The 12,397-nt window shown below is 67.5% G+C and carries 13 protein-coding genes; 5 read left to right on the top strand and 8 right to left on the bottom strand.

What is annotated here, in order from left to right; translation table 11 throughout:
* Positions 1-28: 28 nt before the first annotated feature.
* Together AKJ09_RS35875 and AKJ09_RS35870 are read right to left on the bottom strand one after the other, a co-directional pair.
* Positions 29-1,675, bottom strand: a complete 1,647-nt coding sequence (locus tag AKJ09_RS35875) for a hypothetical protein (protein ID WP_146652353.1) — start codon at positions 1,673-1,675, stop codon at positions 29-31.
* A gap of 495 nt (positions 1,676-2,170) precedes the next feature.
* Positions 2,171-2,626 (bottom strand): hypothetical protein, encoded by a 456-nt coding sequence (locus AKJ09_RS35870; protein WP_146652352.1) that lies wholly within the window; start codon positions 2,624-2,626, stop codon positions 2,171-2,173.
* A 27-nt stretch (positions 2,627-2,653) separates the two neighbouring features.
* Here AKJ09_RS35870 and AKJ09_RS35865 point away from each other — a divergent pair, with 27 nt between their 5' ends.
* Both AKJ09_RS35865 and AKJ09_RS35860 read left to right on the top strand, forming a co-directional pair.
* Positions 2,654-2,992: a hypothetical protein gene (locus tag AKJ09_RS35865; protein WP_146652351.1), complete on the top strand. Its 339-nt coding sequence runs from the start codon at positions 2,654-2,656 to the stop codon at positions 2,990-2,992.
* 81 nt (positions 2,993-3,073) lie between these two features.
* Positions 3,074-4,108 carry a DNA polymerase III subunit gene (locus tag AKJ09_RS35860; protein WP_146652350.1) on the top strand — a complete coding sequence of 345 codons (1,035 nt, stop codon included), beginning with the start codon at positions 3,074-3,076 and terminating at the stop codon, positions 4,106-4,108.
* A 22-nt stretch (positions 4,109-4,130) separates the two neighbouring features.
* Here AKJ09_RS35860 and AKJ09_RS35855 read toward each other — a convergent pair whose 3' ends face one another.
* From AKJ09_RS35855 to AKJ09_RS35845, 3 genes are read right to left on the bottom strand one after another with little or no spacing between them, the layout of a single operon-like run.
* Positions 4,131-4,772 carry a hypothetical protein gene (locus tag AKJ09_RS35855; RefSeq protein ID WP_146652349.1) on the bottom strand — a complete coding sequence of 214 codons (642 nt, stop codon included), beginning with the start codon at positions 4,770-4,772 and terminating at the stop codon, positions 4,131-4,133.
* Positions 4,769-5,431 (bottom strand): thiamine phosphate synthase, encoded by a 663-nt coding sequence (locus AKJ09_RS35850; RefSeq protein ID WP_146652348.1) that lies wholly within the window; start codon positions 5,429-5,431, stop codon positions 4,769-4,771. The genes AKJ09_RS35855 and AKJ09_RS35850 overlap by 4 nt, the downstream gene beginning before the upstream one ends.
* Positions 5,432-5,480: 49 nt before the next feature.
* Positions 5,481-6,701, bottom strand: a complete 1,221-nt coding sequence (locus AKJ09_RS35845) for a small ribosomal subunit Rsm22 family protein (protein WP_169928136.1) — start codon at positions 6,699-6,701, stop codon at positions 5,481-5,483.
* A gap of 260 nt (positions 6,702-6,961) precedes the next feature.
* On the opposite strand from AKJ09_RS35845, the gene AKJ09_RS54470 reads away from it, so the two are divergent.
* Entirely contained in the window at positions 6,962-7,492 is a 531-nt protein-coding gene (locus AKJ09_RS54470) for an ArsR/SmtB family transcription factor (protein ID WP_205633898.1), read from the top strand.
* A 383-nt stretch (positions 7,493-7,875) separates the two neighbouring features.
* Complete coding sequence (locus AKJ09_RS35835) at positions 7,876-8,766, top strand: hypothetical protein (protein ID WP_146652346.1); 891 nt, start codon at positions 7,876-7,878, stop codon at positions 8,764-8,766.
* 24 nt (positions 8,767-8,790) lie between these two features.
* Here the strand turns inward: AKJ09_RS35835 and AKJ09_RS35830 are convergent, their stop codons facing one another.
* Positions 8,791-9,774 (bottom strand): hypothetical protein, encoded by a 984-nt coding sequence (locus AKJ09_RS35830; RefSeq protein ID WP_146652345.1) that lies wholly within the window; start codon positions 9,772-9,774, stop codon positions 8,791-8,793.
* A gap of 87 nt (positions 9,775-9,861) precedes the next feature.
* Between AKJ09_RS35830 and AKJ09_RS35825 the strand changes: the two genes are divergently transcribed.
* Positions 9,862-10,236, top strand: coding sequence for a VOC family protein (locus AKJ09_RS35825; protein WP_146652344.1), 375 nt, complete (start codon positions 9,862-9,864; stop codon positions 10,234-10,236).
* 6 nt (positions 10,237-10,242) lie between these two features.
* On the opposite strand, the gene hutU is transcribed toward AKJ09_RS35825, so the two are convergent.
* Positions 10,243-11,910, bottom strand: coding sequence for a urocanate hydratase (gene hutU, locus AKJ09_RS35820; RefSeq protein ID WP_146652343.1), 1,668 nt, complete (start codon positions 11,908-11,910; stop codon positions 10,243-10,245).
* 99 nt (positions 11,911-12,009) lie between these two features.
* Positions 12,010-12,384 (bottom strand): hypothetical protein, encoded by a 375-nt coding sequence (locus tag AKJ09_RS35815; RefSeq protein WP_146652342.1) that lies wholly within the window; start codon positions 12,382-12,384, stop codon positions 12,010-12,012.
* Positions 12,385-12,397: the final 13 nt, after the last annotated feature.

Below are 12,397 nucleotides of genomic sequence, written 5' to 3'. Positions count from 1 at the left end.
ACCTCCGTCGCGCCGAGGAGTGCGCGAATCAGCAGTCGTGTCCGCCAGGGCACTCCGGCGGGGTCGTGGGCGTGGGCTGGCCCGGCGGGGGAGGCGGAGGAACCGTCGCGAACGGTACGGTCGCTTCGTACGTCGCGGTGAACGACGCTCCGCATTCGCCGGTCGTCGAGGTGCAGAGTGCCTCGCGGCTGTAATAGCCGCTATCGTGCACGTTGGCTGCGAGCCGGAGACGAAGGAGCGCGATCGTACCATCGGCCGAGAGGCCCACGTCTCGCACGCCCGTTCCGAAGTTCCCCTGGAGCGCCCACGTCGCTCGGTTCGCGAGATCGATCATGTACGGGGTGCCCCCGAGCCCATCTTGGCGCGTCGCCAGTGTAAGCACGTAACGGCTATTCGAGAACTGCACGAAGCGGTCGAGCGGCGCGATCGGACCGCTGAACGCCGAGAAGGACTGCGAGGTCAGATCGAAGAAGCCGAACGCCGCGCTGCTGCCGAACACGTCGAGGTTCGTCTCGACGTTCGCGGTCAGGCCGTCGGCACCGATGGTCGCCGTGGCTCGCGCCGCGAGCTTCATGCGCGATTCGACCTTCGCCGACGCATCGACCAGAAGGCCGCGCCCATCCGGCGTCATCGCGAAGCGTGGAATGGCATTGCCAATCGGCGCGAGCTGGAACTTCAGCGTCGCGGGATCGATGGTCATCAGGTGATAGCGCTGCCCGTTTTCCCAGGGCACCTGGGTTTTGTCCTCGAACATCGAAGCGTCCATGCGCTTCACGTCGAGGTACGCGACGATGCGCGAGCCGTCTTTCGACATCGCCACCGGTCCGAACCCCGGGAGATTCTTGGCGAACGCCGCTCCGTCGTTCAGCTCGATGACGCTCACCGGGTCGGGGTTGGTCCACATCTTTCCCGGAACGGCCTGTTTGCCGGGTGAACAGTAGGTCGGCGAAAGGAAGGCACGCGCGCCGTTCGGCACGACGACGATCGGTGCCTCGCAGTTGAGGACGTCCGTGGTCTTCGCCTCGGATGCGCCCGAGAGATCGAGATCGACGACGGGGGTGTGCGGACCGCCATCGCGCCAGACCGTGTGGCCGACGAGGAGCACACGCGATTGTCCGGGGACGAACGCGGAGTAGGCAACCGCAGAGGCGGCCGACGTCGAGGTGCGAACGCTCCCGGTGGACGGCTCGACGACGTTCACCAAGGAGGCGCTGCCGACGAGAAGCGAGTTGTCGTCGGGGCTGATTCGGAGGAGCGAGCAGCCGTCCGACAGGGCCGTTTTCCAGAGCACCGACTGCGTGGCGAGGTCGATCGCCATCACCTCGCCTCCACCGAACGCAAAGAGCGTTTCGCGATTCTTCGCGAAGGCAACGCGCGTCAGCGGCGTGGCGAACTCGTGGTAGGTGGCCGCGGCGACGTCGTAGATCAACGTGACGGTGTTTCGCTGCATGACGATGTAGCGGCCGCTCGGCGAAGGAACCATCGCGCCGGTGAGGAGCTCCTCGCCGTCCTTTCCAATCGAGCGATCGTTCGCGTTCGCGCCGGCGATGGCGGTCTCGTCGACTACCGCGCTGCCATCGTCGCTGGAACCGTCGTCCGACGTGCCGACCGAAACACCGTCACAAGCCGCAAGGAGAAGAAGCGCACACGCACCGAGCGCCGAAGAAGCTTTCATGCTCGGACCGACGGCGAGCGCGAGCGGAGATTCACGGCGGTTCGTACGATTTCTTCACGCGATCCTCAGCACTTCCGCGCGCCGTGCACGACCGGATACAGCGGCCATGACACGCCGATCATGGCGCGACCGCGAACGTGACGCTCGTTACGCGTCGGCCGAGATCAAGGGCGACGACGCACGCGCCAACGCATGCGCCAGCGACGTGTGACGGTCGTGGTCACTTGCGTGCTCGTGCAATCGAAGCCGTGCGGCTCGTGTGACCGCATGGCGATAGGCGGGGCGTGAATGACGCCTTCGCACTCCTGCAGCGCTTCCCGCTGTTCGTGCACGTCATCGCGCGTGGGGTGCTCGAGAATCTCGCAGAGCACGCTCTCCTCCCCGTCCAGCACAAGCGGCGGAATGTTCGTAACGGTGCCCATAGGGGGCGACGAAGCGCAATGTTCACGCCAAACGAGGGCGCGCCATTCGCGAGCGCGCCGTTCCGCGAGTGCGTCAGAACGTACGGTAGACGGCGACGACCGTTCCAAGAACGGCCACGATCACCGCCAGCACGGCCGACGAGGCGAACGAGCGAAACGCGATCGTCCGAAGGGTCGTTCGCATCTCCGCCGTCGCGCGGGGCGCCGCGAAGTAGGCAACCGCGCCCGCCCACGCGAGCACCACCGCACCGAATGCGAGATGCTCCTTGCGCTCGAAGAGAAGGCCGACCGACGGCGCCGTCTGGAAGATGCCCTGCTTCAGTCGCTCGCGATAGCCGATGTAGAGCCACGCGCCGATGCCCGCGGCCACGGTCACGAACGCCGTCGCGAGCCCGACAGCATAGTGCGCGCGACGCGTTCGGTTGCGAAGCACCACAGCGGGATGGACGAGAACGGCAGCAGCCAACCAACCGAGGTGGCCGTGGACATGCTCGATCGAGCGAAGCAGGCGGATGGGGTCGAGCGCCATCGCGCAACCTACGATACACTCCCTACCGTGGAGTGTGCAGCTCACCCCGACCATGAGGCCACCGGCACCTGCGCGTCGTGCAAGCGCACGCTGTGCTCGGCGTGCACCACCTACGACGTCGACGGCAAGACGTATTGCGAAGCCTGCGGCCGCAACGTCGAACAGAACAGCCATTCGATCGGCTCGGCGCTCCTCGCGTCGGTCGCCGTCGGATACCTCGCCACGCTCGCGCTCGGTGTGGCGCTGTTCGGCCCCAAACCGTTCGTGGGCGGCCTCGCCGCCATCGCTGGAATCGCGCTCGGCCGACTCCTGCAGGTCGTCGTGCGCCCTCCCTCCGTGACGCGACGGCAACCGCTCGCCCCTTGACCCAATCGGTGCGCTGCCCCCCACGACGGACGCGGTTGACGCGACGCGAGCTCCTGGATACGCGTGGAGGCCGAGACGAGCATGGCGGCTGATCTCCTCTCCAAACTGCGCGCGCAGGACACCGCAAAGCGGACGATCGAGCGTGCCCTCGACTCCGATCGCGTCCATCACGCTTACTTGTTCGCCGGCCCCGACGGCGTCGGCAAAGAGCTCGCCGCGTTCGGTCTGGCCCAGGCCCTCGTCTGCGAGAAGCGCGGGAGCACCGAGCAGGGCGGCCTCTTTGGCGCCGCCGCGCCGTTGCTGCGCGCATGCGGCGAATGCTCGGCTTGCCAGCGTGCGGTCCCGCGCGAAGAAGAGCGCCGGCCGATCCATCCGGACATCGTCGTTCTCGAGCGCGGGCTCTACACGCCGCAACAGATCGGACGGCGGACGCCGGAAACGCAGGACATCTCGATCGACCAAGTGCGCACGCTCGTTCTGACGCGCGCGGCGTATGCCCCGCACGAGGGCCGCGCCAAGGTCTTCGTCATCCGTCGCGTCGAGGAGCTCAGCGTTTCGGCGGCGAACGCGCTGCTGAAGACGCTCGAGGAGCCAGGCGCCCGCACACACTTCATTCTCCTCACCTCCCAGCCCGACGCGCTCTTGCCGACGATTCTCTCGCGCACCCTGCGCGTGCGTTTCGCTCCCCTTCCCGACGATCTCGTCGCCGAGATTCTGCAGACCGGGGGAGTTGCCTCGGCGCGAGCGCAGGAAGTGGCGCGCCTCTCCGGTGGAAGCGCCGCCACGGGCGTCATGCTCGCCGATCCGGACGAGAGCGAGGCTCGCGAGGCCTTCGTCACGCGCGCGCTCGAGGCCGTGGCCGCCAAAGGAATCGAGCCCGCCCTCGCCCTCGCGGAAGAGGCCAAGAAGGCCAAGGACGAGCTCGCTGGGCGCATCGCCGCTCTCGCCACCGCACTCTCGGACCAGGCCGCGCGCGCCGCCAAGAACGGCTCGAACGAGGCCGAAGCGCTCACGCTCCGAGGTCGCTTCGCGCTCGCGGCCCTCGAGCACCTCGCCGGCAACGGCGCGCCTCAGCTCGTTGTCGAGGCGATGGTGATGCGCATGCGCGCCGTGTGACGCGCGCTCGAACCGTCACTCGTCATTCATCGAGCGTGGATCGCCCCGAGGCGATGACCTCGTACGCCGACGGCTCGAGCTCGAGCCCGCGATACGCGAAGGAAGAGCCGTTCGTCGCCTTGAGCACGACGAGGCGCTCGGCACCCGCCGACGCGTACTCGGCAACGACCACGGCGTCGCCGACGTTGGGCGCTCCGACCCCGAGCCGCTGCGTACGGAGCGGCAGGCGCCTCACGCGTTCGAAGCGAATGCCCTCGTGTTCGATGGCGTTCGGGGGTTCACCGTGAAGGAGCACGCTCGCGGCGTCGACCGGAGACAGCCACGCGATCGAGGCGCGCGGCACGGGCCGGGCGTAGAGCACAGTGTCTTGCTTGGCCTCGGGCGCCACGAAGAGCACGGCCACGGGCATTTCTTCGGAGAGCACGACCCCGCCCGCGAGCCAAGCCTCTTCGCCGGTGAGCCGCATCACGACGTCGCCGAGCTGGCACGGAAAGCCTTCGAGCTTCGTCTCCGTTGCGGGCTTCGACTTGGTCTTCGGCCCCGGGTCGTCTTCCTTCGCCGTGGCGTCCACGGGCGCGTCGTCGCGACGGCGCGCAAGCCATCGTCCCACGAGAGCAGCCCCGCTGGCCGACGCGGCGATCAGGCCAGCGAGGAGCAAACTCACGGACGCGCCTCGATGGTGCGCGGCTCACCGCCGAGCGCGACGTGGAAGGCGCGGGCGCGCTCGGTCACGTCCTTGAGGGTGAAGTCCGGCAGGTACAGATCCGCGATCACCGCGCAGGCGTTCGCGTACGGCTTGAGCTCGGACGCGCGCGCGAGAGTGATGCCACCGATGGCGACCAGGGGAATGCCCGCGGCGCTGGCCATGCCCGCGGCCTCACGAAGGCCGGCGAGTCCCACGACGGGATCGGGGTTGCTCTTGCTCACCGTCTCGAACACCGGACCATACGCAACGTAGCGCGGCCGCCAGGCGAGCGCCCGGGCGAGCTGCTCCGGGTTGTGCGTCGAGATGCCGACGCCGAGCTGCGGCGCGATGCGATTCACGAGCTCGAACGGGAGATCCTCCTGTCCGATGTGCACGATCTCGCAGCCGGCGAGCGCCGCGAGATCGGCCCGATCGTTCGCGACGAGCGGCACGCCGGCCGTACGGCACATCGGCCCCAGCACGCGCAGGAGCGCGAGGATCGCGCGTGCGGGAAGATCTTTCGCGCGCAGCTGCAATGCCGCAGGCCGGACCTCGAGGAGCGCGCGCGCGTAGGCGATCGGGTCGGTTTTGCGTGCTGCGAGGAGCTTCGTGTCGACGATCGCGTAGAGCCCCTTCATGACGGTCTCCAATCGAAGATGCGGCCCCCCGCCAAGTCGTCACGGCCAGCTACTTGCGGAAAGGCCAGACGTCAACCTCCACGGAGCGTGACAATCGCCCTCGCTCGTCGACCGGCGGATCCGAAGCAACGTCTCCCGCGGCGCGAAGGGTCACGACGTCGCCACGATGGAGCTCCTCCCAAGGCGCGCTCGCCTCGGTGACGTCTCGATCGAGGTGTCGCATTCGCACGCGTTCGCCGGTGCTCGTGCACGCGAAGAGCTCGGTCTTTCCCTTGCTCCGGAGCAAGTCGGAGATGACACGCAGGTGGACACGCGACGGCGCGGGCTCCGGCAGCTTGCCCGCGAGCGTCGGGGCGCCCGTGCGGAGCACGAGGTAGCTGAACGTCAGGCCCTGCCATCGAAGCCCTGCCGCGCGCGCGACCGGAACCAACCACTCGGGCAGGTCGATGAGCACGTCTTCGTGGCACCACTCGCCTTCCACGGCGAACGCGGGGCATGCGAGAGCGTGCAGACAAGGCGCGAAGACCGAGGCGCCTCCCTGCGCGAGCAGGCGATCGCGAACCGCATGCAGGTGCCGCGTTCGATCCCTCAGCGCGGGCTCGACGACGACGAGCGAGCCGCCCGGCGCGACGGCCGTGCGAAGAAGATCGGAGAGAAGGGCCACGTGCTTCTCGACGCGCTCCTGCTCCCCGAGCGCGAGGTCGAGCTCGCTGAGCACCTGGCCCATGACGACGACGTCCGCCGAAGGAACTCGCATGCCCGGCGCGAGTCGCTGCACGCGTGTCTCGAGGCCGAGCTCGATGGCCGACGGCAAGCCCTTGGCCTTCGCGGCGATCGCCTTTCCAGCTGCGAGCGCGGCCTCGTCCTCGTCGACGAGAAGCGTTTCGATCTGCCCACGCGCGCCCACCGCCTCGAGCGCGCGCGCAATGCCCCAGCTCATGGCGCCGAGGCCGGCACCGAGATCGAGGATACGAAGTGCTCTGCCCTCGGGCATCGCGAGCGTACCGGTCGCTACGAGCTCGCGCACCGCCCCAGCGCCTTTCGGAACGTCACGCGCGAACGAGAAGCCGATGCGCGCCTCGAGCGGAAGCGGAGCACGACCACGTGCATCGCCGGCCAGGCCCGCGTTGTACGCCTTCGACAGCTCGGCCACCTTCGCGCCGAGCTTTGCAACATCGGACGTCACGGGGGCCGAACGAGCCCGAAGAACACCGTCGAGAATCTCCTGCCAGGCAGCCTCGAGCGGACGTACGAGTTGTGTCGGAAGCATCGGCGGCTGGGACATACTCCATCCCTGCCCCTTTCGAACCGAACTACTTCGGTGACCTCTTGCACGGACCGAAGATTTCGGGGCCCACGATGGGCGAGGGCCCCGAAATCCTCGGTCCTTTGCCCAAGTTTGTCACAAGCGGAATTTGACGGTTCATTCCGCGCAACCAGGTTGCGCGGAAGTGAGAGAATCCAGCGTCCCCGCCTGCGCTTGACGGCGAGCTCTCCCCCATTAGAACAATTCATCGAACGGTGAAGTGAATGACGCGACCTTCGGCCACGAAGCCGTCGACCCTCAAGACTCCGAAGAGCACGCCGCTAGTGACGAGCCCGCACGCCGGCACGAGCGGGCCCCCCGAGAATGCAAGGCCGGGCGCCGGCGCTCCTCCCGCGTCGACGCGCACCCCCGTGAAACCGGTCGACGTGCACTGTGGCCCCGAAGAGCACGCGCGACGTCTGCGAGAGCAGACGGTCAACGACGAACAGCTCGAACGAGCTGCCGCCATTTTCCGAGCCGCCGGCGATCTCTCGCGCCTCAAGCTTCTGCACCGCCTTTGCGACGGTGAATGGTGTGTCACGGAGCTCGCCGAAGCAGCCGGCGTCGGCCTCTCGACCGTCTCCCAGCAGCTCCGCCTGCTGCGCGCCGAACGAATCGTCGGGCGCCGGCGGGCGGGCAAGCACATCTTCTACTCGCTCGCTGACTCGCACGTCAGCGCGCTCATCCAGAGCGCCATCGAGCACGCCGCCGAGCCCCATCTCCATCACAAAGAAGAGAAGGACGACGGCGACTAGCCGATCAGAACGTGCCGGCCCCCTGCGTCGCGAGCGAACAGCAGAACCCGCAGGTACGGTTGTTTTTGTGCATCGAACAAATCCTCCTCCGGTTTTCCCCGGACTTCGGGGAGTGTTGACCGGATGCGACACCCCACAGCGCAAGAGGTTTGCCAGCCCGGAGGGTCCTCTTTCTGCGTCTTTCTGAAATGGGGTGTGTCACGTTCTGTTGACACACCCGAGAAGCACGATGTCCGGATCCCGGACAGGATGGCGCTAAACGGAACGTGAAGTGCCGAGCGCTGCGTCTCGTTGTGCCATCATTTCGCGTCTGGAGTGGAATCTTGAGGCCTCGCCGGAGCCGAGCCATGACGCGCCCGGAGCCACCCATGATAGGAGGCGTCATGGCTCGCGATTGGCAGCTCCCCCTCGCCTTCGTGCTCACCGCCCTCTCGTCCGTCGGCTGCGGAACGCCCCCGCCGGCGTCCCAGGTCCCGAACGCGCGCGCTGCGATTGATCGTGTGCACGCGACCCAGGACTGCGGGGTCGGCATCCACGCAACCGCCAAGATCGATCATTTCGGCAAGGGCGGACGCGTGCGCGGCGAGCTGCTCATGTTCGCGCTCTGGCCCGATCGCCTTCGCATGGACGTCGTTGGTCCGATGAACGTGGGCCTCGTCGCAACGCTCGCCAGTGGCGACGGCAAGTTCACCCTGCTCGACCAGCGCGAAAAGCGCTTCTATTACGGTCCCGCGTCGGCCTGCAACATCGCGCGGCTCACCACCGTACCCATGCCGGCGCACGTGCTCGTCTCGATCCTTCGCGGCGCGCCGCCCGTGCTCAAGCACGAGCCGAACGCGGCAACGGTCGAATGGAGCAAGAGCGGGTACTACGTACTCAAGATCGCGAGCACGCGCGGCGCGGAGCAGGAGATCCACATCGCGCCGTTCAAAGAGGACCGCGGGAAGCCCTGGCAGGAGCAGCGCATGCGCGTCCTCGAGGTCGAGGTCCGCCAGCAGGGCATCGTGCTGTATCACGCCGAGCTCGACAATCCCGAGCCCGGCAAGATGGCCAAAGAGCAGGTCGACCCCGACCACATCGACCCGAATATTCCGCCGAGCGGCCCGACGTGCAACGCGGAGCTGCCGATGAAGATCCACGTGGAGGTCCCCGGCAAGAACGAGGACGTCCAGTTCCGTTACGAGAACGTGGAGTGGAATCCGCCGCTCACCGAGGGCCTCTTCACGCAGCCGGTTCCCGAGGGCATCCAGGTCCTCCAGGTCACCTGCGAGTAGCGCGTCGACGAAGCGCCTACGCGCTCAGGAGTCGAGCTCGGCGGCGATCTCCGCCGTGAGCTTCTGCGCGCGCTCGACCTGATCGGCGGGCAGCGAGATTGCGCCCACGACCGGGTGTCCGCCGCCGCCGTGACGCTCGCAGATGCTCGCGATGTTGTGCGTACGCGGGATCTTCGACCACGGGTTGTACCCGATCGACAGCTTGCACTTCGTGTTCGAGCGGCTCAGCACGATCGAGTACGCGCTGTCCGGCCAGAGCGCGTAGGTGACGAACTTCGCGGCGACGTCCACCACCACGGAGCTCAGGTCGACGGCGACGACCTTACCGACGACCTTGGCATGCTGCTTCACGAGATCGACGAACTCGTGCTGTTGCGCGGCGAGCGGCGCGTACGCCTCTTGGATCTGCTTGTCGCGCGCGACCTTCTCGAGCGGCTCGTTCAACAGGCGCGGGATCATCTCCTGGAGAAATGCGTCACCGCCGCGATGCTCGACGACGGTCATCAGCTGCAGCACCGGCTCGGCGCGTTCGACCGCCATTTCGGCGTTCGGGAAGTTCGCCGAGTCGATCATGTCCGCCCAGCGCACGAGCTCCGCTGACTCGCTCGTGTCGAGACCGAAGCGCTCGCGGCCGATGTCGGCGATGAGCTTCGTGCACGAGCCGTAGGTGCCGTCGTGGAACATGCGGCGCGCGCCATCGTCGCCCGTGGCCTTCACGCGGGCGTCGTATGTCGAGCGGTCGTCGGGGAGCGGAAACGCGCTGACGTGGTGATCGAAGTACCAGGTCAGCTTCGGCGACGAGGAGAAACGGAAATCGAGGATCGCGTTGTCTTCGCCGACGAGCAACGCGGGATCGACGCCGTTCGAGCCGGGCCCGTACCCCATCGCTCGGTACGTGAACGAAAGGTCCTCGCCCGGGTGCATGTGGCGCATCAGTCGCGTGAACATCACCGCCGAGCAGAGACCATCGAAACAATGCCCGTGGGTGGCGACGACGATGTTACGCATGCCCCTGCGTCTAGCACGCCTGTCGCGCCCCGTGACCTCTCGCTGACCTCTCGGCGCCGGCCGCGCTGCTTGGAGTAAGCTCCGGCCATGAGGCTGCATCATCTGGCCCTGCGAACGGGCGATCTCGAACGGCTGGAGCGTTTCTACGTCGACGTGCTCGGGCTCGCCGTGGTCGCACGAACGCCGCCGCGGAGCGTCTGGCTCGACGCTGCCGGAACCCTCGTGATGCTCGAGCGAAAGAATCGCGACGAGCCTTCGGTTCCCGAGGGATCGCTGGAGCTCGTGGCCTTCGCCGTCGATCCGGAAGGACACGAACGCCTCGCATCGCGGCTCCGTGAAGCTGGCATCGCGATCGAGGCGTCGACGTCGTACTCGGTCTATTTTCGCGACCCCGATGGGCGCCGCGTGGGACTCAGCTCGTATCCGACGCCTCGCACGACCGTCGAGGCGCCGGCTCGCTGATCCTTCTCAGCCCTCGCGGTGCGGGACGTGGACGTGCTTCTCCGTCGCGCACGCAATGGCTTCTTCGTAGCCCGCGTCCGCATGGCGGATGACGCCCATGCCGGGGTCGCTCGTGAGCACGCGCTCGAGGCGGCGTGCGGCGTCGTCGGTGCCGTCGGCCACGACGACCATGCCGGCGTGGAGGCTCATGCCCATGCCGACGCCGCCGCCGTGGTGGAACGAGACCCAGCTGGCGCCGGCGGCGGTGTTGACGAGGGCGTTCAGGATCGCCCAGTCAGCGATGGCATCGGAGCCGTCCTTCATCGCCTCGGTCTCGCGGTTCGGCGAAGCGACCGAGCCGCAGTCGAGGTGGTCACGACCGATGACGATCGGCGCCTTCACCTTGCCCGAACGAACGAGCTCGTTGAACGCGAGGCCGACCTTGGCGCGATCGCCGTAGCCGAGCCAGCAGATGCGCGACGGAAGGCCCTGGAACGTCACGCGCTCCTTGGCGAGCTCGATCCAGCGACGGAGATCGGGATCGTTCGGAACCGCATCGAGCACCGCTTGGTCGGTGGCTTCGATGTCGGCCGGATCGCCGGAGAGCGCCACCCAGCGGAACGGCCCCTTGCCCACGCAGAAGAGCGGGCGGATGTACGCGGGGACGAAGCCCGGAATGTCGAAGGCGCGCTCGCAGCCGGCTTCGACCGCGCAGGCGCGAATGTTGTTGCCGTAGTCGAACACCTCGGCGCCGCGCTTCTTCATCGCGAGCATCGCTTCGACCTCTTCGGCCATGCTGGCCTTCGCCTTCTCGACGTACGCCTCGGGATCCTCCTTGCGGAGCGAGGCGGCTTCGTCGAGCGAGAAGCCCATGGGCACGTAGCCGACGAGCGGATCGTGCGCGGCCGTCTGCTCGGTGACGAGGTCCGGCGTGATCCCGCGCTTCACGAGCTCGGGGAAGATCTCCGCGGCGTTGCCACAGAGCGCGATGCTCACCGGCTTGTCTTCCTTGCGTGCCCGCTCGAGGCGCTCGAGGGCCTTGTCGAGATCGTCGATGCGCTCGTCGACGTAGCGCGTGTCGAGGCGCTTCTGGATGCGCGAGGGGTCGACCTCGACGGCGAGGCACGAGAGCCCCGCCATCGTCGCCGCGAGAGGCTGCGCGCCGCCCATGCCACCGAGACCGGCGGTGAGGCACCAGAACTGGCCGGTCTTGCCCGTGCGCTCGCCGTATGCCTTGCGGGCAGCGACGAACGTCTCGTAGGTGCCCTGCAGGATTCCTTGCGTGCCGATGTAGATCCACGAGCCCGCGGTCATCTGACCGAACATGATGAGGCCCTTGGCCTCGAGGCTGCGGAAGTGCTCCCAGTTGGCCCACTTGCCGACGAGGTTCGAGTTCGCGATGAGGACGCGCGGCGCGTCGGCGTGCGTACGGAAGCGACCGACCGCCTTGCCCGACTGCACGAGCAGCGTCTCGTCGTTGCCCAGCGTCTTGAGCTCACGTGCGATGACGTCGAACGCGTCCCACGAGCGGGCAGCCTTGCCCGTACCGCCGTAGACGACGAGATCTTCGGGGCGCTCCGCGACCTCGGGGTCGAGGTTGTTGTGGAGCATGCGGAGCGCGGCTTCTTGCACCCAGCCTTTGCAGGTGATTTCAGTGCCGCGAGCAGCGTGAACGGTTCGAGGGGAAGAGGCCATGGCGGACCTCGACTTAGCGCGAAACGACGGCCGACGAAACGTTCACTGCGCGAAAGGAATGGCCCAGCTTCGCCGGCCAACGCCGCCCAACGCAGAGCGTCAGGGCGACGGCGGAGCAGCGTCCGCGGCCAGCGATTCGAGGGCCAGGTCGAGGCGCGTTCGATCGTCCTCGGCGAGGGTGTGCGGTTGTGCGTCGTCGATGGCCTTGGCCTCACGCAGCCACAGAAGCGCGGCGCGCCGGTCACCGAGCGCGTGATGAACGAGCCCCCGGTAGAGCGAATACTCGGCGCGCTTCTCGCTCGACCAGCTCTTGCTCCGCGGCTCCATCGCCACGAGCTCCTTCTCGGCCTCGGCGAAGCGCCCTTTGCGGAAGTCCGCCTTCGCGCCGGAGAAACTTCCTCCGCAGCCGACGAGACCAACGAGCGCGCACGTCACGAGTGTCACGAAGGCCACGAGACGGAGGCGGAGGACCATGACCTCGCGAGCC

Source organism: Labilithrix luteola (assembly GCF_001263205.1).
Classification (GTDB): domain Bacteria; phylum Myxococcota_A; class Polyangia; order Polyangiales; family Polyangiaceae; genus Labilithrix; species Labilithrix luteola.
The sequence above is the reverse complement of the archived record's forward strand: the minus strand, read 5'-3'. Positions and strand labels throughout refer to the sequence as shown.